Genomic DNA, 23265 nt, shown 5'->3' on the forward strand with positions numbered 1-23265 from the left:
TAATCAGATTATAATGTCAATATATAATTAATTGGTTCAAAAAATATATTGATATTTACGAACTATTTATTATAAAATTAATTGTATTGTTAACAATATTAATATTAATGCAAAGGAAAAAACAATGACTAAGCAAATAAATGTGTTAACCACAACGGATATTCACGGCTTCATTGCTAATACGGGAGAACAGCCAGCATTGGCTTTTGAGGGATTAAAAGAAAAGTACCCTCATTCATTATTAATGGATAGTGGAGACTTTTTTGTGGGCAATCCTTTAACTACCTTTTTCTGTGATCAAATGACGGTTTCACCATTAGTCGATTATGCTAATGCAATTGGTTTTGATGTTATGGTACCTGGTAACCATGACTTTGATCACGGAATTAACTATTTGAAAGAGCAGGTTAAGCATTTAAATGCTGACTATGTATGTTGTAATGCTTTTTCTGAAGAAGATGAGTTACTTTTCCCACCATTTGCTATTAAAGAAATTAATGGTATTAAAGTAGGGGTTATTGGCTTAGTAACTAGTCGAATGTCAATGATTAGTGATTTTCCAGTTACCAGGGGTGTGATTGTTAAAACAGCTTTACCAGAGTTGCAAAAGCAAGTTGCCGTTTTAAGAGATCAAGTAGATCTGATTTTAGTAGGGTATCATGGTGGAATTGAACGTGACTTAGCAACACATAATGAAATCAATTATGCAACGGGAGAAGACGAAACTTTTAAATTGGTTTCACAAACTCCAGGGATTGATGGATTTAGTTGTGGTCATCAACATCGGGTTAATCATGGACAAATTGGACAAACTTTAATTGTTCAATGTGGTTATCGTGGCAATTATTATGGTCATTTAAGGTTTGAATTCGATGAGTATAATAAAATCACTCAGCGAAAAGAAGAAGTGGTTGCCAGTGAAACTCTACTAGCAAAAGCTGAGAGCTTTTATGATGAGCAAGAATATCAAGAATGGCTAAGTGAAGAACTTGATCTTAGTCAGTTGGTTAGTTTTTTGCAAGAGAAATTTGCGCGCACAAATTTAGGAATTTTTATCAATTTACAAGGTAAAACTAGAAAACAGGTAATTGATTCCTTTACTATTCCTTATGGTGTTAGAATTTATCATTTGACTAAGTCTGAATACACAACTTTTAGCCAACAGCCTTGGACCTTAAAAGAGGAGCATTCCCCTAATGATGCTCAAGATTTTGTTGTTTTAACAAATTCATATGATGTACCAGAGTATCGTTTGACTGAACAATTTGTTGATAATATTTTTGATGAATATTCATACTACTTAAAACAACGCGGATAAGGAGAAGAGAATGGGATTAATTGGAATAATTTTAGTTTTGGGCTTACTGTATTGGGTTAGTTTTGATCGGGAAAATATTGATTATAAATCAATTTTATACCTGTTTATTACAGAAATAATTTTGCTGTTTTTAATACTGAAAACTTCAATCGGTAACTGGATTATTAATGGGCTTTCTAGTAGTTTAAACATTATTAGTGCTTCTAGTAGTAAGGGCGTCAATTTTGTTTTCGGTAATTTAAAAAATCCTGGTGTAGTTTCGCAATTTTTCTTAGATGTGCTACTACCATTAATTTTCATTTGTGCCTTAATTGAATTATTACAGTACTTACGCATCTTACCATTTATTATAAAATATGTTGGTAAAGTACTTAAAAAGTTGTTTCACATTGATGAAATTAATGCTTTTGCAATTTTAAGTTATCCAATTGTAAGTAACGGTGTATTTGTTCCCTTTAAAGACCAGATGAAGGAAATGGCCCCTAACCAGTTGTTTACCTTGTCTATATACACTTTATCAAATACTACTTTGACAATGCTTGCTTCATACATGCACATTATTAAGTCAGAATTTATTCTTGTAGCGCTGGTACTTAATTTATTTACATCAATTATTGTCGCAAAAATTGTTGCGCCATATGATATTACGCAAGTTAATTATGAAATTTCAACTAAAAGTACAAACCAGAAATCACTTATTACACGTTTGATTGACAGTATGGGTTTGGGTTTTAAATTAGCGATTAATATTTCAATTTCAATCATTGGGTTTGTTTCTTTAATTACATTTGTTAACATTATTTTCAAATCGGCCTGCGGCAAGACTTTAACTGCTTTAATTGGCTATGTTTGTGCTCCAGTTGCATTTTTAATGGGAATTGATCCACATTCAATTGTTAGTGCCGGGACAGTTTTAGCAACGAAAGCTTTTACAAATATTTTTGTAGCAATTAATCAAATTAATATGAATGCCGTGCCAGTTAAAACCCAAGCAATCGTTAGCGTATTTTTGATTTCATTTGCTAACTTACCTAATTTAGGAACCACATTAGGTATTATGCATACTATGGTCGATGAAGAACATGGTGAAGCAATTGCCAGACACGCCTTGCGTTTATTTATGGTGGCAACTGCAGTAAGTATTATTAACGGTGCACTCGCTGGATTATTTTATTCATTTTAATTATTTATTCTTGTTAAAAATGCCAAAATTATTTATAATTAAATAATCATAAGGGAGTAACAGCAATTATTTGCGGTAAGTCCAACAATCGAAGAAATACTTCTGGACTTATCTTAATTAGTGAGACTTGTGTGCTAAGCGCATGAGTCTCTTTTTTAGTAATTAGGGGGTTAAAATATTGCAAGATTTTTATCATCAAACTGTCGCAACAATTGAACAGGAATTTTCTACTTCGTGTGCTAAGGGATTAACAGACAGTCAAGTGCTTGAAGCACGAGAAAAATATGGTTCTAATAGTTTGGCAGGCAAGAAAAAAATTAGTATCTGGCAAAGGTTTTTAGCGCAATTTAAGGACTTTATGATTATCGTTTTAATTATTGCAGCTGTTTTATCGGGCTTTGTGGCTCAAGAATGGACTGATGCAGCGATTATTATGGTCGTGGTTATGTTAAATGCTATTCTTGGTGTATTTCAAGAAGCGCGTTCAGAAGAAGCAATTAATGCCTTAAAGAAAATGGCTACACCGAATGCGCATGTGCGACGTGGAGGGCAGATTGTAGAAATTCCGAGTCCGCAATTAGTTCCCGGTGATATAGTTTTACTTGAAGCTGGGGATGTTGTACCGGCTGATCTACGTTTAACAGTAGCTAAAAGTTTAAAAGTTGAGGAATCAGCTTTAACCGGTGAATCTGTACCAGTTGACAAAGAGGCAACAATTATTAATGACGTAAAAGTTGCTTTAGCAGACCAGAAAAATATGGCTTTTGCTAACACTAATGTGACTTATGGGCGTGGAGAAGGTATTGTAACAGAAACAGGGATGAATACTGAAGTTGGTAAAATAGCTACAATGCTTAATAATACTGATGAAACAGATACCCCTTTGAAACGTAATCTTAATCAATTAGGCAAAACTCTAACGATCATGATTTTGCTGATTTGTGCAATCGTGTTTGTGGTTGGCTTTTTTACGAAAAGAGGAACCGAGCCAACGGATAAATTGGCAATTGACATGTTTTTAGTAGCCGTTTCTTTAGCTGTGGCTGCGATACCTGAAGGCTTGCCAGCAATTGTAACAATTATTCTAGCACTGGGTACCCAGGTAATGGCTAAGCACAAATCAATAGTACGCAAGCTTCCGGCGGTCGAAACACTGGGAGCTACAGACATTATTTGTTCTGACAAGACTGGAACTTTAACACAAAATAAAATGACTGTTGAGCAAGTTTTTTATAATAATCAACAGCATCCAGCTACACAAGCACTTGCAGCCGATAATCATGCTTTAATGACCATGGTTCTAGCAAATGATTCTAAATTAGATAATAATAATAAACTATTAGGTGATCCGACAGAAACTGCTCTAATTCAATTTGCCCTTAATCAAAAAATTGCTGTTCAGCAACTTCTGCAAGTACATAAACGGCTGCAAGAGGTACCATTTGATTCTAGTCGGAAATTAATGAGTACCATTAATTTGGACCAGCAGCAGTATTTTGTAGCAGTCAAAGGTGCTCCCGATCAATTGCTTAAGCGTGTAACCAAAATTGAACAAAATGGTAAAATTGAGCCTATTACTGAAGAACAGAGGGCAGCAATTGCGGCTGCCAACCAGGACATGGCGCAAAAAGCTTTGCGAGTATTGGGGTTAGCATATAAAACTGTTGATCAGTTATATGATGAACCAACTACCGATAATGTTGAGCAAAACTTGATTTTTGCAGGATTAGTTGGAATGATTGATCCGGAACGTCCTGAAGCTAAAGCAGCAATTGCTGAGGCACATAGTGCTGGTATTAAAACAGTTATGATTACTGGCGACTATCAAGTAACTGCGCAAGCTATTGCTGAAAGGTTAGGGATTTTAGCTCCTAATCAAGATGAGCGAGTAGTTACAGGTAGCCAGTTAGATAATTTTAGTGATAATTATTTGGCAGAACATGTGCCTGATTTTAGTGTGTATGCTAGAGTTTCACCAGAACATAAGGTACGTATCGTTAAAGCTTGGCAGTCACGTGGTAAGATTGTTGCGATGACTGGAGATGGCGTTAATGATGCGCCAAGTTTGAAACAGGCAGATATTGGTATTGGGATGGGGATCACAGGTACTGAAGTTTCTAAAGGCGCCAGTGATATGATTTTAGCAGATGATAATTTTGCAACAATTGTTGAAGCAGTCAAGCAAGGAAGAAAAGTATTTAGTAATATTCAAAAGGCAATTCTTTATTTAATGAGTTGCAATGTTGGTGAAGTATTAACCGTATTTATGATGACAATGCTAGGCTGGGATATTCTAGCACCGGTTCAATTATTATGGATAAACTTGGTAACAGACACACTACCGGCAATTGCTTTGGGACTTGAACCAGTTGAAAAGGGGATAATGAAAAGAATGCCGCGTGGAAAGGAATCAAACTTTTTCAGTGGGGGAGTAGCCAGTTCAATTGTTTATCAGGGAATACTAGAAGGAATACTAGTTTTAACTACCTACCAATTGGGATTGAATTTTGGCCCACATGTCGGTAATACCAGCTTACAGCATCAGGATGCTTTGACAATGGCTTTCTTAACGCTGGGATTGATTCAACTTTTCCATGCGGTTAATTCTAAATATATTCACCAATCGATTTTTTCAAAAAGAACGTTTGCGAATAAGTGGTTTAATCTGGCAATTTTAATTTCTGCAGTTGTCATGTCTGCAGTTGAATTGCCGTTTATGAATCAGTTCTTTGACGTAACTGAGTTAAATATTATACAATGGCTAATAGTTTTAGTAGCTGGTTTGGGTATGATTGTTATTGTTGAAGTAGTTAAGTTTTTGCAACGTATATTAGGTAAAAAATAAATTAAATAATAAAAAAGCTCTTTGATAAAGTTAACAATTAGTAAATGGTCTAAATTGTTACAATAAGAGCTTTTTGTTTGTTATTCAACACTTTTTTAGAGTTGCTAAGTATAATTTTTTATTAAATTTATGCATATTTTCTAAAAAAATTAACCATTTATAGTATACTAGAAAACATATATTTTACTTTGCAATAAAATTTTTGTTGCAATTAAATACGAAAGAGGCGATAACAGTGTCGATGATAGAGTTCCATGACGTGCAAAAATATTACGGTCATTTTCATGCATTGCACGACATTAATTTAGAAATTGATCAAGGCGAAACCGTAGTTTTGATTGGACCTTCAGGCTCAGGGAAAAGCACCTTAGTGCGTACTGTAAATGGTCTGGAGTCAATTCAAAAGGGTCAATTGATTGTTAACGGGCACGACCTGTCAGATCCTAAGACTAATTTAAATATTTTACGTAGTGACGTTGGAATGGTATTTCAACATTTTAATTTATATAAAAATAAAGATGTACTCGAAAATATTATGTTAGCCCCTAGAATTGTTAGTCACATTCCTGAAGCAGAGAATAAGAAGCGGGCAATGGACTTACTAGAAATGGTTGGCTTAGAAAAATGGGCACATAACATGCCTTCACAAATTTCTGGTGGACAAAAGCAGCGTGTGGCTATTGCTAGAACATTAGCAATGCGTCCAAAGCTAATTTTATATGATGAGCCAACATCAGCACTTGATCCGGAAATGATTGATGATGTTTTGCAAGTTATAAAGAAAGTTGCTAATGATAGCGGAATGACCTCTTTAATCGTAACTCATGAAATGGGCTTTGCTAAAGAAGTAGCTAATCGAGTAATTTTCATGGATAAGGGTATAATTGTCGAAGATGATGATTGTCAAAGCTTTTTCAAACAACCAAAAACAGTACGTGCCCAACAATTTTTGAGTAAAATTATCTCTCACTAAGGAGGTTATGTATGAAAAAGAAATTTTGGCTAATTTCTCTTATAGCTAGCATTTTTCTGGTGAGTGGATGCGGTAAAAGTACAAATAACCAGTCTGTTTTAAAAGATGTTCAACAGGCGAATACAATCACTTGGGGCGTTAAAGGTGATGTCAAATTATTTGGTTTAATTGATGTACATGATGGTCAACAAAAAGGCTTTGACGTCGATATGGCTAAGCATATTACTAAGCATATTTTAGGACCTAAAGGTCGTGCTGAATTTGTTACAACCACTTCGCAGTCGAGAATACCGCTACTTAAAAACCGAAATGTGGATGCGGTAATTGCAACAATGACGATAACCCCGGAACGAAAAAAAGTAATTTCTTTTTCTAAATCGTATTTTGATGCTGGTCAATCGCTTTTGGTTCCCAAAAATTCAAAAATCAAAAGTACCAAAGATCTTAGTGGTAAAACCGTCATTGGAGTTGTTGGTGCGAATTCGGTGCAAAACATAAAAAAAGTTGCACCTAAGGCAAAAATAATTGAACTTCAGGATTATGCTCAGGCAATGAATGCTTTAAAATCTAAGCAAGGAGATGCTTTGACTACCGATAATGGTATTTTGTTTGGTCTTGCTGTTCAAAACCCAGGCTATGAAGTTCGTGGCGGAACATTTACTGTTGAACCATATGGTGTTGCAGTTGATAAAGGACAAACCGCATTTGCCGAGGCTGTTGACAAGGCAGTACTTGAGATGCAGCATAATGGTGAATATAATCGTTTGATTAAAAAGTGGTTTGGCGATGTTCCAGGTTTTAAGTATAAGGAGCTGTATCGCCAATGATTAATATTTTTACCAAATTTAGTAGCCAATTATTAATTGGACTGGGCTGGACAGTTTTTTCTAGTATAATTGCACTGTTTTTTAGTCTAATTATTGGAACAATTTTTGCTATTATGGAAGTTTTACCAAGTAAGGTAATGCGTACAATTGGTCGAGCTTATGTTGAAATTATGCGTAACATTCCATTATTAGTAATCACAATGTTTTTTTATTTAGTAATTCCCAACTATGTAGTAAAGATTAGTGGATTTACTGCTGGGACAATTGGATTAACCCTCTATACCTCGGCCTTCATTGCTGAAACAATCCGCTCTGGTATCCAATCCGTTTCTGGAGGTCAAATGGAAGGGGCGCGTTCAACGGGAATGACATATTGGCAAGCAATGCGCTATATTATTTTGCCACAAGCTTTTAAGATTGTTATTCCACCATTAGGTAATCAATTTGTTAACCTAGTTAAAAATTCATCAGTCCTTGCTTTTGTGGCGGGATTTGACTTAATGTATCAGGCTAATACAATTGCTTCGACTACATTTGATACTATTAATAGCTATTTAGTGGTAGGAATTTTGTATTTAATCATAACTCTACCACTTAGCTATTATATGCAACACTTAGAAAAGAAATTGGCTTAAGGGAGGTACATTGAAATGCAAAATTGGATTAATGCCCTTTCATGGCTTAATTTACGTTTTTTATTAATGGGCCTTTGGGTAACTATTTATATTTCGGTAATCTCCGTTATCTTAAGTTTTATTATTGGTTCCATTTTGGGTATTATTAGGTACTCTAAAATTAAATGGATTTCAAAAATTGTCGGTTTCATTATCGATATTATTCGTAATGTACCATTACTTTTGATTATCTTCTTTACTTATTTTGGGTTGCCAAATTTTGGCTTGCGGCCAGAAACAATTCCAGCTGCAATTATTGCAATGACAGTATTTGAGTCAAGTATGATTGCTGAAATTGTTCGTTCAGGTATTCAATCGGTTTCTGAGGGACAAATGGAAGGGGCTAGGTCAACGGGAATGAGCTTTATTCAAGCTTTGTGGCATGTGGTTCTGCCTCAGGCTTATAAGAATATGATTCCAACAATCATCAGTCAATTTGTTTCACTAATTAAGGATACCTCATTAGCAACAATTATTGTTGTGCCAGAAATGATGCAGCATGCTCAAGTTATTTATGGCCAAAATGCTAACTATATCTTGCCAATGTTTGCTGCTTTAGCAGTTTTATATTTTATTGTTTGTTTTACCCTGTCAGTAATTGGAAATGCGATAGGGCGGCATTTATCTTAATGAAACTGATTTTTAGTAAGTCAATGGGAGTATTTTGGAATGCGTCCAACTAATAAAACTGAATTAATGACAGCTAGTCAGAATTTATACGACCAACTATTAGTTTTAATTTCGATGAATGCAAGCTTAAAAAAGCACCTTAGGGGGTGTCTCGATTCACCTGTGGGAGTGGCAAAAGATATACTTACATAGCTAAGACTAATCAAGCTGCTAAAGAAGAAGCTGATAACACTTTCAGCAGGAAGTAAGGCCCTTGTTTGTTATATTTACGAATGATGAATTAAATCTATCCGTGGGTTGGTAATAACTAGAGTCACTTACTCGATCTAGTACTGCTAGTTATTATGAATAGGCTCTAAAGAATCCCCGTAAGTTTAAACGCTCATTGAAATAAAAAGTTATTCAAAACCGCTGGCATTTTGTCAGCGGTTTTGACATTTTAAAAAAAGAGGTCCTTATGATACTGAAGCAATCAGACTTTTCTTTAACTATTGTTAGTGAAATTTTTAATAAATTACAAGGGTTACATAATAATGTCATTCAAAAAGTAAGCATTGTTGGCGAGAATTTGTATGCTTTGCAATACAATAACCAACAAGATCCTCATAATTATGTTTATCGGGCTAGAAAAAGACGCTATCCTCTTTTTAAGCAAGTTTTTAATGCTTCTCAAATGGCGGGTGGTCATACGCAGACACTTGATTTGGCTAATCAGCCAAATATGTGGTTTATTGGTACGAAAAAAAATCACTTTAATTGGTCAACGCAATTAGCTCGCGTCACAATTCCATCTAGAAGTGCCCATACAAGCAATACCGAATTTGCTCGTTTGGCTTATCTTAGCCGAGCTGGGCGTGGATTGCGGGTTGTAGAGCATCAGGGGGTGGATACTTATTTACCTTTTCGGGGAAATGATTTACTTAGATTTGATGCGGCTATTTCGCCGGCAGGTAAATTGTTAATGTTAGTTACTGTTGATCAGCAAACTGCTACTCTGTCAAAGGGAAATAACGGTTATTTTATTCTATATGATTTAGCTGTAATTAATGCAGCTCTTGATAAAGTGGGTACTGGCTATGTTAATCTTGGCGAATTACCATATTTGAGCGAATTTTATATTAACCATATTACAGCTGTTGATAAAATTGGTTCTTTACAAGGATTTGCTCTTGATGAAAAAAGAAATGTGTATATTTCTAGCGAATTCGCGCCTAGCCAAGGTAATTTAAGCCAAAAACCACGGCGGATTATTAAAATGCCATGGGGCACATGGGGCTCATCTAATGATCAAGGATGGCAAATTCTTGACTTTGATCAAGCTAATATTGATATTTTAGGCTATGCAACGGAGTTGGAGAATGTTCAAGTGATTTCAGAAAATAATCTATATTTAACGATTTCTTATCATAATGGTGCTGGGGTGACAACACGGAGTCGAGTTTATCAAGTTAAGTGGTAAAAAAGATTGAACATTAGTGAAATTTTTAAAATTTAGGTATAGTTTAAGGACAGCTACTGAAAATAAAGGTGTCCCAATTATCCAATTAATATTAATTAAAGAAGTACTAAAACTTAAGCAATTTGTGCTTTAAAAAGGTAGACTTTTAAGGAGATTTTGTTACTTAAACTTTGAATAGAAATCAAAAATTTAAAAGATTTAAGAATAATTTTAAAATAGTGTAGCAGTACTTTATTTAATCTATACTATTACTAATAGAGTTTGTTAGCGCAATATTAATTTACTAAAAAGTTTGCAATGTAAGTAAAAAAACTTGAAAGATTTGCTATCTTTTGGGTACGCTTGGAAAATAGAAAGATTGGCTAATGAAGAATTTTCTGTTTCGTTTATATTTGAGCCTAATGAAATTTGGCGCTCGGTTTACTAAGATACAAGATAATAAAATTGTAATTCTAAATGGTGCTGGCCGTTCAGGTTCGAATGGTTATTTGTTTGGTAAATATATGAAAGAAGCACATTCAGAATATAAAGTAACTTTGGTCGAACCATGGCCTTCTTCACACTTATCTTTTGCAATTTGGCGCGAAATTGGTGCAGCTAAGTATGTAGTAACAACGCACCAGCCGTTTAAAATTCATAAGAAACAAATTAATATTCAATTTTGGCACGGAATTCCCCTCAAGCGAATGGGAATTATGGCCAATAATACTAATCGAAAAACGGACTTGCGTAACCAATATTTATGGCAAAAAAATGCCGATATTGTTACTTCTAGCTCTGATCTTTATGAAAGCCTGATGAGTGCGTGCTGTGCAATTGAAAATGACAAGTATCAGAAAGTTGGTTTTCCCCGCCTTGACGCTTTAAAGTCCCCGACAATTTCTCAATCCCAATTGTTACATGACTTATTTAAAATTGTTGATGATCAAGCTCAAATTGGGATTTATCTGCCAACTTTTCGCTATGAAATGGAAGATAGCCAAGTCTTAGCCCAAATTAAGGCTGGTAACTTTTTGACCTTACCAGATTTTGATGTAGAACAGCTTAATTGTGCTTTGAAAAAACAACATCAGTATTTAGTGGTTAAATTGCATCCCTATGAAATGAGTTTTTTTGAACACTTGACTAGTCAGTTTTCTAATATTGCTTTTCTAAATAATGATTATTTGTTTGAACATGATTATGATTTATATGAATTATTAGGTGCTACTAATTTCCTAATTACTGATTTTTCATCAATTTATTTTGATTATCTAAATTTGGATCAGCCAATTATCTTTCTCACGAATTATTTGACTAAATATGAAAATACACGCGGTTTGCTGCTGAGTCCATATGAACAAGTTGTGCCTGGAATTTGTGTAAAAAACCAACAGGAACTACTTGTTGCTTTAACCAATTCGGATGAATATCAGTCAAAGCGACAGTATTGGCTAGATTTGACTAATCAAGTTCAAGGTCATTCATGTTGTGATGATATTTTTACTTTAATGTCAACAAACTATTAAAGGGGAAATTGTGAAAAGAACTTTTTTAAATATTTTATATAATGCTGTTTATCAAATTTTTTTAGTTTTAGTGCCATTGATAACCGTGCCGTATCTTTCACGGATATTAGGCCCCCATACTTATGGAATTTACAGTAATGTAAATAATATAGTGCAATTTTTAATGATATTTTGTACCCTGTCAGTCTCTTATATTGGAATGCGAACAATTTCCCAAACTCGTTCCCATGGTAACCAGCAAGAACTGACTAAAGTTTTTTGGGGCTTGTGGTATTTTCAAGCAATTGCTGGGGCAGCTACAATTATAATTTTATTGGTTGTAGTTGGCTATTATCGAATTAAATATGGAAATTATTTATTACTGATGATACCATATTTGATTTCTGCCCAAGTTGATATTTCGTGGTTTTTTCAAGGACTAGCTGAATTTGGGCGTGTTGTTTTGAAAAACACGGCTGTCAAGTTAGTTTCAGTTATTTTGATTTTAGTCTGGGTTAAAGAACCAAGTGATTTATGGAAATACATGTTAATTATGTCGGTTTCGACTTTATTGGGATCGCTTGTTTTTTGGTTTGATATTCATTGCTATATTGGTGGACCAGTTAAGCATTTTTATCAATTTGACACAACTATTAAAGCTATCATTACGTTATTAATTCCCCAAATTGCCACCCAAATTTATACTTCCCTGGATAAGCCAATTTTAGGTCTTTTTCAAAATTCTACCCAAGTTGCTTTTTATGATAATTCACAGCGCATTTCTAATATGGTTTTAGGAATTGTTACTAGTATTTCCTTGGTAATTATGCCTAAAATGGCTGGTGAAGGGCAAAAGCAGCAACGAATAATTCTAAAAAAGTCATTGGATGCGACAGTGATGCTAGGAACAATGTTTGCGGTGATCATTATGGCCAATACTAAGGAATTTGTTCCGTTCTTTTTTGGCGCCAAGTTTATCCCAATGACCCCGTTAATGTTTTTCTTTGCCCTGACAATTATCATGATTCCGATGGGCGGCGTGTTTGCCAATCAGTTTGCCTTAGCCAATCATCGCGATCGAGATTATGCTATTCCAGTGATTGTAGGAGCCATTTTAGAAGTGGTTTTAAGTTATTTTTTGGATCAATTATACGGGGCAACTGGCGCAATGCTTGCAATTTTAACAACCGAATTAATCGTTTTAATCTTACGCTTGCTAATTGTGCGTGATGGCTACGACTTTAAATATTCATTTCAAGAAGTTCCAAAATATTTCTTAATTGCCGGGATTGTCTTAGTAGTAGGTATGCTACTACCACAGCTAGTTTCATCAGCTTTCTTCAACATGGCAATGAAATCGCTTATTATGTTTATCTTATACATTGCCCTGATGTTTCTTTTACGGCTTGACTTTAATCAAGATTTAATTATGTTATTTAAAAAATTTTTTAAGTGAGGTTAAAATGATTCCCAAAATTATTCACTATGTCTGGGTCGGTGGGAAACCGAAACCTAAAAACATCCAGCGTTGCATGAAAACATGGCGTAAGCACTTAGGAGATTATCAAATTATTGAGTGGAATGAACAAAATTTCAATGTTCATGAAAATGAATATGTTGCCCAAGCCTATAAAGCACAAAAGTGGGCGTTTGTTTCTGACTATATTCGGGCAAAAGCTATTTATGAGCAGGGGGGCATATATTTAGACACTGATGTTTTAGTTTTAGATGACTTAACCGCACTATTAAATAATCGTGCTTTTGTTGGCTTTGAAAATAAGGATAATCCTTTTACTGCTGTTTTTGGGGCTGAACCCCATCATCCATTACTTAAAGATATGCTAGCTTATTATGACGGGCGTGATTTTACTTTTGATGCCAAAGACCAATTAGCCGGTGTCAATACCCTATCTGTTTCAAATATTTTGAAAAAGAAGTATGGGGCGAAAGCTAATAATCAAGAGCAAGTTTTAAAAGAAAAGATTCATGTTTATCCGGATGGAATTTTATGCAATCCGTCTGCTAAATCGAAGACAATTCATGTTTTTACTGGAACGTGGATGGAAGGCGAAAAACCCTTAAAAAGAAAATTAGTAACAGCGCTTAAAGTTAGAATAAAGACTAAGAAAGAAGCTGCTCTGTATGCGAAAATATTAAAATAGCAATGAATGAACAAGAACTACAAAAATTAGTTGAATTGCTATCAATTAAGTATTTTGGGCGCGAGTTTAAACATCAAGTTAAAATTAATCGGCGAATGACAACCACTGGGGGACGTTATCACTTAAGTGATCATCATTTGGAAATTAATCGTCACTTTTTAGCACCACAATACAAACATGAATTAGTGGGAATTATTAAGCACGAACTGGTGCATTACCATTTACATTTAGCTAAATTAGGTTATCGTCACTCTGATTGGGAATTTAAGACCTTACTCAAACAAGTAGGTGGGTTGCGGTATGCCCCCGATATTGGCTTACGACGACACCAGCCAGTTAGCTATTTATATCAGTGTGAATTTTGTAAACAAAAGTATGCTCGAGTACGTCCAATTAATATTGCCAAGTATGGCTGTAGTAAATGTCGTGGGCACCTTAAGTTAATAAAAATGATACCTAAAAAATAAAGCTGCAAAAGTTGTTAAATTTTTGCAGTTTTTGTTTGACAAAACGTTAGGTACGAAACTATAATCTAAGTATAAATTTAGGTACCTAACAAAAATAAAATTAGTAAGGTAAGGAGCTTTTATTATGAGTCAAACATGTGATAACTTAATGAAAAAATTATACTTTATTATGCGGGCTAGTCGCTACTTTATGTTTGAGAATAAGCAGCCAATTTCAGGTCAAAAACGAGTGTTGGCGGTTTTAAAATTAGAAGATGGTTTAACCCAAAATTATTTGGCAGAAGTTTTGGCACTGCAACCGGGCTCATTGGCTGAATTATTGAAAAAGATGGAGGTAAAGGGTTATATTAAACGTGAAACGGATAACCAAGACAAACGGGTAAAACGAGTTTTTCTAACTAGTGAGGGAAAAGCGGAAGCAGGTCGACTGAAAGAACTCGAAAGGGCGCAAGACACTGCCCCTTTCTTTGCCGGCTTAAGTGAGAATGAGCAACAAGAATTTGGTCAGTATTTAGAAAAGATTGCTGATGGCTGGGATGAGAATCTAAAACAACAAGCGCAAAAATTTGTTGATCCAGCATTTCGGATGAAAGCAATTTCCCAGTGGCGTAAATATGCTGCCCAACATAACTTATCACGAGCAGAAAGTAATAATATGTGTCGGAGAATGCAAAAGTGGAATCATTTTGCAAACTATCAAGATTTTAAGCATGATAAGAACAGAAGGTATTGCCAATTTAATGAAATGCCAGAGTATAACGCAGATTTTTGGCACCGATTTTGGCATAATGATGAAGAAGAAAGATAATTAAGTAAGGGTTTTTCAAGTTTGAAAAACCCTTTTCGTTTTCAAATAATGAGTTCAGCTATGACTACTTTTACAAGTGATTTAGGTCATGATAGGTACAAGTAATTGATTATAAAAAGATAAACGGGCAAATAAGTTAATAAAAAGCGCAGGAAAGTATTGAACTGAATTTGATTTTACAGTATACTAATTACTGTACTTGCGGGCATGGCGGAATTGGCAGACGCGCAAGACTAAGGATCTTGTGATCGTTTTTAGATCGTGGAAGTTCGAGTCTTCTTGCCCGCATCATTTGTAATGGAGTAGCAACTCCATTTTTTTGTTTAAAAATAAAATTCAAATAAAAATGTGAAATACTCTGTAATTGTTAAATTGATATCTAACTTTTATGGGGTATTTTTAAATATTAATTATCTTTTTTTATTTTAAAAATTAATTACATTCCATAATTTTAACGTGCGAGAAGGTATACTTATTGTAACAACTATTTTAAGTAAGGACTTTTTTATGGCAAAAAAACGCAGGGGTAAAAAACAATCTAACTGGCTAATTATTATAGAAACGTTTGTCATTTTGTTTGTATTAATAATTGCTTTCGTCAGTTTTAGATACTATCGTCGTCAAGCAATTGAAACAGAAAAAATCAGACAACAACAAATTGCACGGGAAGCAGCTAGACAAAAGATTATTAAGCAGCACAAAGCTTTTATTAATGAGATTGGTCCAGTTGCTCAAGAAGTTGACAAATCATATGAACTTTTACCTAGTATTACGATTGCCCAAGCATGTTTGGAAAGCAACTACGGTAAAAGTAGTTTATCGCAAAAATACAATAACTTATTTGGGGTAAAAGGTTCTAACCCTAACACGTCGGCAATTTTAACGACTAAGGAATTTGAAAAAGGGAAATGGGTTTTAGTAAAAGCACGTTTTCAAATTTATGATTCCTATGAAGCATCGATTCGGGCTCATGCTCGACTTTTTCAACGAGGTACTAGTTGGAATAAAAATCAATATCAGCATGTTCTTGCGGCCAAAGACTATCAAACGCAAGCCCATGCTTTAGTCAAAGATGGCTATGCTACTGATCCAAATTATGCAGATAAATTAATTAAAATAATCCAGCAGTATCAACTTGATCGATTTGACAAGTAAGAAACAAACCATGCCAAATTTATATAACATTTTTGGTACAATTAAGATAGCTATCAAAAATCAGACGAAGGGAATTAGAATGAGCGAAGAATCTATTTTAGCGGGCTTAAATCCGCAGCAAAAGCAAGCTGTTAAAACGACTGAGGGACCGCTTTTAGTGGTTGCTGGAGCAGGTTCTGGAAAAACCTCAGTTTTAACTAGACGGATTGCATATCTTGTTAATGAAAAAGGAATTTTACCCTGGAATATTTTGGCGATTACTTTTACTAATAAAGCAGCCGCAGAAATGCGTGAACGGGAACGGGATTTGCTTGGTACACCAGCAGAGAGTATATGGATGTCAACTTTTCATGCATTGTGTGTGAGGATCTTACGGCGTGATGCTGAAAAAATTGGTTATAGCCAAAATTTTTCGATTGCAGATGCAGCTGAACAGCTAACCTTAATTAAGCATATCGAAAAAGAACTAAATATTAATCCCAAAATGTATGAACCACGTCGTGTTTTATCAGCTATCTCTAATGCCAAAAATGCGCTACTAACGCCTGATGCATTAAAAGCCAGCAGTTCAATGCCCTTTGAGAAGATAACTGCACAAATTTATCAAGAATATCAGAAACGCTTAAAACATGATCAAATAATGGATTTTGATGATTTGATTATGCAAACTTTAGTGTTGTTTAAAACAGATGCTACAGTTTTACATTACTATCAAGCTAAGTTTCATTATTTATTAGTTGATGAATATCAAGATACCAACCAAGCGCAATACGAATTGTGCCATCAACTAGCAGCTCAGCATAAGAATATTTGTGTAGTTGGAGACGCAGATCAATCTATTTATGGTTGGCGTGGTGCAAATTTGGAAAATATCATGAACTTTGAACATGATTACCAAAATGATGGCGTACAAACTATTAAATTAGAACAAAATTATCGCTCGACTGGTCATATTTTGGCAGCAGCTAACGCAGTTATCAAAAATAATCGTAACCGTAAAGCTAAAAAGTTATGGACGGATCAAGGAGAGGGTGAAAAAATTACATATTATCGAGCTCAAAGTGGCGAAGATGAAGCACATTTTATTATCAGCAAAATTCAAGAAGAAGTTGAAAATAAAAATCGTTCTTATCGTGACTTTGCCATTTTGTATCGAACTAATGCCCAGTCGCGAACCGTTGAAGAGGCTTTTGTTAAATCAAACATTCCCTATCAAATAGTTGGTGGTCATAAATTTTATGATCGAAAAGAAATTATGGATGTCATGGCTTACTTAAAGCTGGTATCTAACCCAAGTGACACTATGAGTTTTAATCGAATTGTTAATACGCCAAAGCGGGGCATTGGTAATGTAAGTATTGAAAAATTTACTAATTTTGCTCAAACTAGTAATTTGTCCTTACTTGAAGCCTTTAATCATGTAGGTATATCAGGTCTTTCTGTTAGAATAGCTGCTAAATTGAGTGATTTTGGTGCAAAACTTAAAGATGCTATTGAGTATTCTCGCAATCATAGCGTTACCGGTCTTACTGAAAAAATTTTGCAAGATTTCGGGTACATTGAAGCTCTTAAAGCAGAACATACAATTGAAGCTGAAACCAGATTAGAAAACTTAGACGAATTTTTATCAGTAACTAAACGGTTTGATGATCAATATGACCAAGATAATCAATCTGAAATCTTAAGTGACTTTTTAGCAGAAGTTTCATTATTGAGTGATCAAGATGACTTAGCAAATAATGATCAGCAAGTTGCTTTAATGACACTACATGCTGCTAAAGGTTTGGAATTTCCAGTTGTTTTTTTAGTTGGAATGGAAGATGGGCTATTCCCATTATCAAGAGCATTGTTAGAAGATGATCAGTTAGAAGAAGAGCGCCGGTTAGCCTATGTTGGTATTACTAGAGCAAGACAGCAACTGTATTTAACTAATGCATACTCACGAACGATGTTTGGCAGAACCCAAAATAATCAACCATCTAGATTTTTAGATGAAATTGATGAAGCTGATCTTAAAATTGAAGGGGCAAGTTTTCCTACTTTGGGCTCAGATTCTTTTCAAACCCAGGCTGCTCCGTTTGCGAATGTGGCTGAACGTGCCCGGGCTCAAGTTTATACACCTAAGATTAAACCAGCTGGAGCTGTGGGAGCTGAGAAAAAGGGCTGGAATGTTGGTGATCAAGTAAAACATAAGGCTTGGGGCTTAGGAGTAGTTGTTAAAGCCAATGGCTCTGGTGAGGATATGGAACTAGATATTGCTTTTAAAGAGAAGGGGATTAAACGACTTTTGGCAGCCTTTGCACCTATTAAAAAGGTATAATGAATTAAGTTAAAGTTATTATTTTGATCAGGGGGGTAGGAAATGGCTGATCTAACTCTAAATGAAGCCAAAAAAGAAGCAGCTTCTTTAAGAAAACAATTAAAGGAGTGGGCGCAAGCATATTATGCAAAAGATGCTCCACAAGTTGAAGATTATGTATATGACCAAAATTATAATCGGTTATTGGAATTAGAGCAGCAGTTCCCACAAATTGTTACGCCAGATTCGATTACTCAACAAGTTGGTGGAGAAATTGATAGTGAATTTACAAAAGTTGTTCATGAAGTTCCCATGCTTTCAATGGGGGATGTTTTTTCTAAAGAAGAGTTGACCGAATTTGATGCTCGTATTCAGCGCCAAGTTGGCCATGCAGTAGCCTACAATGTTGAATTAAAAATTGATGGTTTATCACTTAATCTTGAATATGTTGATGGGGAGCTTAAGCGTGCTTCTACACGAGGAAATGGATTGGTTGGTGAAGATGTGACCGCTAATGCTCGTTATATTGCTGATATTCCACAAAAGCTACCAGAAAAATTAACCATTGAAGTTCGTGGCGAGTGCTATATGGATAAAGGAGCTTTTGCGCAATTAAATCAAGAGCGAGATGAAAAAGGTGAAACAACGTTTGCTAATCCACGAAATGCGGCCGCCGGATCATTACGTCAGTTAGATGCTAAAGTTACCAAACAGCGAAATTTAAGTACATTTATTTATACTTGGGTGAACCCGCCAGCTAATATTACTAGTCAGCATCAAGCAATTACTAAATTAGATGAGCTGGGCTTTCATACAAATCAAACTGGACGCAAGCTGGATAATTTGGACCAGGTTTTTGCCTTTATTGATGAATATACGTCAAAAAGGGATAATTTGCTATATGGCATTGACGGCATTGTTATTAAAGTCGATGATTTGAACTTACAAAATGAGCTGGGAGCTACAGTTAAAATACCGCGTTGGGAGATTGCCTATAAATTTCCACCGGAAGAGCAGGAAACAGTTGTTCATGAAATTAAGTGGACAGTTGGTCGAACAGGTGTAGTAACCCCGACAGCAATTATGGATCCGGTACAGATAGCCGGGACAACAGTTTCTCATGCTGTATTACATAATGTTGATTTGCTTAAACAAAAAGATGTACGAATTGGTGATACCGTCATGTTGCATAAGGCAGGCGATATTATTCCTGAAATATCACAAGTTGTATTAGCTAAAAGACCCAAAGATGCTGTCCTATACGAAATTCCAACTAAATGTCCATCATGTAAAGAAGATTTAATTCATTTACCAGATGAGGTTGCCCTTAGGTGCGTCAACCCTTCCTGCCCAGCGCAAATTGAAGAAGGAATAACTCACTTTGCTTCACGACCAGCTATGAATATTGATGGGTTAGGCCCCAAAATTGTTGCACAATTAATTACTAATGGTTTAGTTCATAACGTAGCTGATTTGTATCATTTGCAAGCAGCTGATTTGGCTAAGCTAGACCATTTTAAAGACAAGGCGATTAGTAATTTGCTAGCAGCAATTAATAATTCTAAACATAATTCTGTAGAATTACTATTAACTGGACTAGGAATAGACCATGTTGGAGCTAAAGCTGCACGGCTAATAGCGCAAAAGTTTAAAAATATGGCAAAGATTATGCAAGCAGACGTGCAAGAGGTAGCTACAATCGATACAATAGGCATGACAATTGCTGAATCCTTAACAACATATTTTGCTCAAGAAGAAGTTAAAGAATTAGTTACTGAGCTTGAGCAAAGTGGGGTCAATATGAATTACTTAGGTCAGACAGGACCAAGTAATATTCCTGACAACTTTTTTAAGAATAGAACTGTTGTTTTGACTGGTACTTTAGTGCAATATACCCGTAGCAAATTTACTCAAAAGTTACAAGCACTTGGAGCTAAGGTAACTAGTTCAGTATCAGGTAAAACAGACTATGTTATCTATGGTAAAGATGCTGGATCAAAATACGATAAAGCACAGAAACTGGGCGTCAAATTATTGACTGAAGAAGAAGCAATTGCTCAAGTTAAATAAAGGAATAATTAAATTGAAAAAATATTTACACGCTTTAACAATTCTTGGGCTATCCCTGACTCTAACTGCTTGTGGGAATTTAAAAAACTCCAATCTAGCTAATAATGCTAAAACTGCATCCAATTCCAGTACCAAAACCTATCAGACAACAGATACAGGAAATAATGGTTATACAGTTTTATTAAAAAATGGTCGTTATGTGACAAGCCCAATCTCTGGATTAACGGCAACAGATAATGATAATTCAGTTGACACCAGAGAACTCGAACGGGGACTCGTTCAGATTTCTAAAAAAGTTTATTCAACTAATTCTTATGTTTTTCAAGAAGGGCAATATATTACTACTACAGATGCAAATGAATGGCTATCGCGTAAATCCAAAGATAATAAATTAGGACTTAATCCTGCTGAAGGTAGTAAAAAGAATTATAATCCTTATTATTTAGAAGAAATTATTGAGCAGAACTATTTAACTGGCTCGGGCTCAAACTATCATATTGGCGGTATAAGCATTGGTCTGGCCATTAATTCAATTGATTATTATCAGAAGGTTAAAGATGGACCACAATATCAAGCTACAATTTCACGGGCTAAGCAAAAAGAATTTGGTCAACATGCTGCCGAACAAATAGTGCAACGTTTACGTAAGCGAAAAAATTTAAAAACTGTTCCAATAACGGTTGGTCTTTTTGCTAAAGAAAGTATGGATTCACTCGTTCCAGGAAGTTACTTTTTGAGCGGGACAGTCGCTGCTAATAGTAGTAAAATAGTTAAATGGGAAAACATTACTACTCAGTCTGAGGTATTACCAACGATTGGTAATAAAAAGGCAATTAACAGTAGTGATGCATCAAGCTTTAATAGTTTTAAAGAATCAATTCAAAACTATTTTCCTAATATTAGTGGGGTAACCGCAACTTTGCGTTATGAAGATGGCAAGTTGGTACAAGAAAACATATCAATTACGACCCAGTTTTATGGTTACGAGCAGATTCAAAGTTTCACCCGCTTAGTTTTATCAACCGCAAAAAAATATTTGGCAAATGATGTTCCAATTGAAATAAAAATTGGTTCGGTAAATGATATTCAGGCACTGGTTGCTAAAGAAACGGGAGATAATAGTTATCAAGTTCATATTTATGGTGGCGAATAGGAGGTATTAGTATGAAAATTACAGAAGAGACAATTAAGCATGTCGCAGTTTTATCGCGGCTGGAAATTAATAAAAATGATATTAGTCAGGTTACTGAACAAATGAGTTCAATTATCAATATGGCTGATCAATTATCAGAAGTTAACACTGAGGGTGTTGAAGAAACTGTCCAAGTAGTTGATCGTGATACAGTATTTAGAGAAGACAAGCCTGAACACTGGCAAAGTCGCGAAGAATTAATGAGGAATGTTCCTGAACAAGCTAATGGCTTTATCAAGGTTCCAGTGATTATTAATAAGGATGAGGACGAGTAATGAATTACTTAAATGAAGATATTGACTCATTAAATGAAAAATTGGCTCAGGGGACTTTATCAGCTGATCAATTAGCACAAGATACAGTCGCCAATATTAAGCAGACCGATGATAAGTTAAATGCTTGGATTACGGTTCAGGAGGATGCTAAACCTGCTGCTGATTTAGATTTTAGCAAGAATAAGTTAGCTGGAATTCCAATTGCAATTAAAGATAATATTCTTACTAAAGATGTTAAAACGACAGCTGCTAGTCATATTTTGGATAACTACATTCCAGTCTATGATGCAACAGTTATTGAACGTTTAAAAGCTGCCCAGGCTACTTTTGTAGGGAAAACAAATATGGACGAATTTGCGATGGGTTCATCGACTGAACATTCATACTTTGGTATAACACATAACCCTTGGAATTTAGACAAAGTTCCAGGTGGTTCTTCTGGTGGTTCCGCGGTTGCTGTTGCTTCAGGACAAGTTGTTGCTGCCCTTGGATCTGATACGGGTGGTTCAATCCGGCAACCAGCTGCATTTAACGGTGTTTTTGGTATTAAACCAACTTATGGGCGTGTTTCACGTTGGGGCTTAATTGCTTTCGCATCTTCACTTGATGAAATTGGAGTAATGAGCAAGCGGGCCAAAACATCAGCCCAAGTACTTAATGTTATTGCAGGAGCTGATGAACATGACTCTATCCTTTCAACTAGAGCAGTTCCTGACTTCACTAAGTACATCGGTAAAGACATCAAAGGCATGCGGGTAGCGGTTGTTAAAGAGTACATGGATGCTGTTGATGGTGAGATGCGTGAAGTAATTCAAGAGCAGATTACTGTTTTAGAAAATGCCGGAGCAGTCGTTAATGAGGTTTCCTTACCATTAACTAAATATGTAGTTCCTGATTATTATATTATTGCTTCTAGTGAAGCTTCATCAAATCTACAAAGATTTGATGGTATTCGTTATGGCTATCGGGCAGAGGATACAAAAGATCTACTGGATGTTTATGTAAAATCACGTTCAGAAGGTTTTGGTGAAGAAGTTAAGCGCCGAATTATGCTGGGCTCATTTGCTTTATCAGCAGGTTCATATGACCGTTTCTTTAGACAGGCAGCAAAGGTTAGGACCATGATTTGTCAAGATTTTGACCGTATCTTTGAGGAAAATGATGTAATTGTTGGTCCAACAACTACTACACCGGCCTTCACTATTGGTAGTGAAATTTCTGATCCAATTAAGATGTATAACAATGACATTTTGACCATTTCGGCTAACTTAGCGGGTATTCCATCTGCTAGTGTACCAGCTGGTATGGTAGATGGAATGCCTGTTGGGTTACAAGTAATGGCTAAGCGATTTGATGAGGGAAGTATTTTCCAAGTAGCTGACTTTATTGAACAAACTAACAAGTTTTATGAAAAGACACCAACTGGAATGGGGGATTAACA

20 protein-coding genes and 1 tRNA gene are annotated in these 23265 nt (G+C 35.3%); all 21 read left to right on the plus strand.

All coding sequences use genetic code 11. The features are described from left to right. Positions 1-124: 124 nt before the first annotated feature. The 21 genes from F5ESL0225_RS01885 (at position 125) to gatA (ending at position 23263) form a co-directional block, all read left to right on the plus strand. The gene (locus tag F5ESL0225_RS01885; RefSeq protein ID WP_122047744.1) at positions 125-1318 is read left to right on the plus strand and encodes a bifunctional UDP-sugar hydrolase/5'-nucleotidase; all 1194 of its coding nucleotides are present in this window, start codon (positions 125-127) and stop codon (positions 1316-1318) included. Between the two features lie 10 nt (positions 1319-1328). Further along, a complete protein-coding gene (locus F5ESL0225_RS01890; RefSeq protein WP_122024468.1) occupies positions 1329-2501 on the plus strand; it encodes a nucleoside transporter C-terminal domain-containing protein in 1173 nt (390 codons plus the stop codon). A 175-nt stretch (positions 2502-2676) separates the two neighbouring features. Continuing rightward, positions 2677-5346, plus strand: coding sequence for a calcium-translocating P-type ATPase, PMCA-type (locus F5ESL0225_RS01895; RefSeq protein ID WP_122047745.1), 2670 nt, complete (start codon positions 2677-2679; stop codon positions 5344-5346). Positions 5347-5581: 235 nt separating this feature from the next. After that, positions 5582-6319, plus strand: a complete 738-nt coding sequence (locus tag F5ESL0225_RS01900; RefSeq protein ID WP_305020016.1) for an amino acid ABC transporter ATP-binding protein — start codon at positions 5582-5584, stop codon at positions 6317-6319. Positions 6320-6330: 11 nt separating this feature from the next. Next, complete coding sequence (locus tag F5ESL0225_RS01905; protein ID WP_122021372.1) at positions 6331-7146, plus strand: glutamate ABC transporter substrate-binding protein; 816 nt, start codon at positions 6331-6333, stop codon at positions 7144-7146. Continuing rightward, complete coding sequence (locus tag F5ESL0225_RS01910; protein ID WP_090093447.1) at positions 7143-7781, plus strand: amino acid ABC transporter permease; 639 nt, start codon at positions 7143-7145, stop codon at positions 7779-7781. The genes F5ESL0225_RS01905 and F5ESL0225_RS01910 overlap by 4 nt, the downstream gene beginning before the upstream one ends. A 15-nt stretch (positions 7782-7796) precedes the next feature. Continuing rightward, positions 7797-8450 carry an amino acid ABC transporter permease gene (locus F5ESL0225_RS01915; protein ID WP_118896904.1) on the plus strand — a complete coding sequence of 218 codons (654 nt, stop codon included), beginning with the start codon at positions 7797-7799 and terminating at the stop codon, positions 8448-8450. Between the two features lie 39 nt (positions 8451-8489). Beyond that, on the plus strand, positions 8490-8642 hold the full coding sequence (locus F5ESL0225_RS08295) for a hypothetical protein (protein WP_158592375.1): 153 nt from the start codon (positions 8490-8492) through the stop codon (positions 8640-8642). A 265-nt stretch (positions 8643-8907) separates the two neighbouring features. Beyond that, a complete protein-coding gene (locus F5ESL0225_RS01920; protein WP_122047746.1) occupies positions 8908-9909 on the plus strand; it encodes a helveticin J family class III bacteriocin in 1002 nt (333 codons plus the stop codon). A gap of 365 nt (positions 9910-10274) precedes the next feature. Continuing rightward, positions 10275-11417 (plus strand): CDP-glycerol glycerophosphotransferase family protein, encoded by a 1143-nt coding sequence (locus tag F5ESL0225_RS01925; protein WP_122021375.1) that lies wholly within the window; start codon positions 10275-10277, stop codon positions 11415-11417. Between the two features lie 10 nt (positions 11418-11427). After that, positions 11428-12852, plus strand: a complete 1425-nt coding sequence (locus F5ESL0225_RS01930) for an oligosaccharide flippase family protein (RefSeq protein WP_122047747.1) — start codon at positions 11428-11430, stop codon at positions 12850-12852. A 7-nt stretch (positions 12853-12859) separates the two neighbouring features. After that, on the plus strand, positions 12860-13558 hold the full coding sequence (locus F5ESL0225_RS01935; protein WP_122024474.1) for a glycosyltransferase family 32 protein: 699 nt from the start codon (positions 12860-12862) through the stop codon (positions 13556-13558). 2 nt (positions 13559-13560) lie between these two features. Beyond that, the gene (locus F5ESL0225_RS01940) at positions 13561-14025 is read left to right on the plus strand and encodes a SprT family protein (RefSeq protein WP_122047748.1); all 465 of its coding nucleotides are present in this window, start codon (positions 13561-13563) and stop codon (positions 14023-14025) included. 124 nt (positions 14026-14149) lie between these two features. Next, on the plus strand, positions 14150-14833 hold the full coding sequence (locus F5ESL0225_RS01945) for a MarR family winged helix-turn-helix transcriptional regulator (RefSeq protein ID WP_122047749.1): 684 nt from the start codon (positions 14150-14152) through the stop codon (positions 14831-14833). A gap of 201 nt (positions 14834-15034) precedes the next feature. Further along, positions 15035-15121, plus strand: a tRNA-Leu gene (locus tag F5ESL0225_RS01950). Positions 15122-15340: 219 nt separating this feature from the next. Continuing rightward, positions 15341-15988: a glycoside hydrolase family 73 protein gene (locus F5ESL0225_RS01955; protein WP_122024475.1), complete on the plus strand. Its 648-nt coding sequence runs from the start codon at positions 15341-15343 to the stop codon at positions 15986-15988. A 79-nt stretch (positions 15989-16067) separates the two neighbouring features. Next, positions 16068-18308 carry a DNA helicase PcrA gene (gene pcrA, locus F5ESL0225_RS01960; protein ID WP_122047831.1) on the plus strand — a complete coding sequence of 747 codons (2241 nt, stop codon included), beginning with the start codon at positions 16068-16070 and terminating at the stop codon, positions 18306-18308. 42 nt (positions 18309-18350) lie between these two features. After that, entirely contained in the window at positions 18351-20357 is a 2007-nt protein-coding gene (gene ligA / locus F5ESL0225_RS01965; RefSeq protein WP_122021382.1) for an NAD-dependent DNA ligase LigA, read from the plus strand. Positions 20358-20370: 13 nt separating this feature from the next. Then, a complete protein-coding gene (locus F5ESL0225_RS01970; RefSeq protein WP_122022026.1) occupies positions 20371-21510 on the plus strand; it encodes a CamS family sex pheromone protein in 1140 nt (379 codons plus the stop codon). Positions 21511-21521: 11 nt separating this feature from the next. After that, positions 21522-21824 carry an Asp-tRNA(Asn)/Glu-tRNA(Gln) amidotransferase subunit GatC gene (gene gatC / locus F5ESL0225_RS01975; protein WP_122021383.1) on the plus strand — a complete coding sequence of 101 codons (303 nt, stop codon included), beginning with the start codon at positions 21522-21524 and terminating at the stop codon, positions 21822-21824. Continuing rightward, the gene (gatA, locus tag F5ESL0225_RS01980; RefSeq protein WP_122047750.1) at positions 21824-23263 is read left to right on the plus strand and encodes an Asp-tRNA(Asn)/Glu-tRNA(Gln) amidotransferase subunit GatA; all 1440 of its coding nucleotides are present in this window, start codon (positions 21824-21826) and stop codon (positions 23261-23263) included. The genes gatC and gatA overlap by 1 nt, the downstream gene beginning before the upstream one ends. The last annotated feature ends 2 nt before the right edge of the window (positions 23264-23265 follow it).

The organism is Lactobacillus sp. ESL0225, from assembly GCF_003692905.1.
Classification (GTDB): domain Bacteria; phylum Bacillota; class Bacilli; order Lactobacillales; family Lactobacillaceae; genus Lactobacillus; species Lactobacillus bombicola.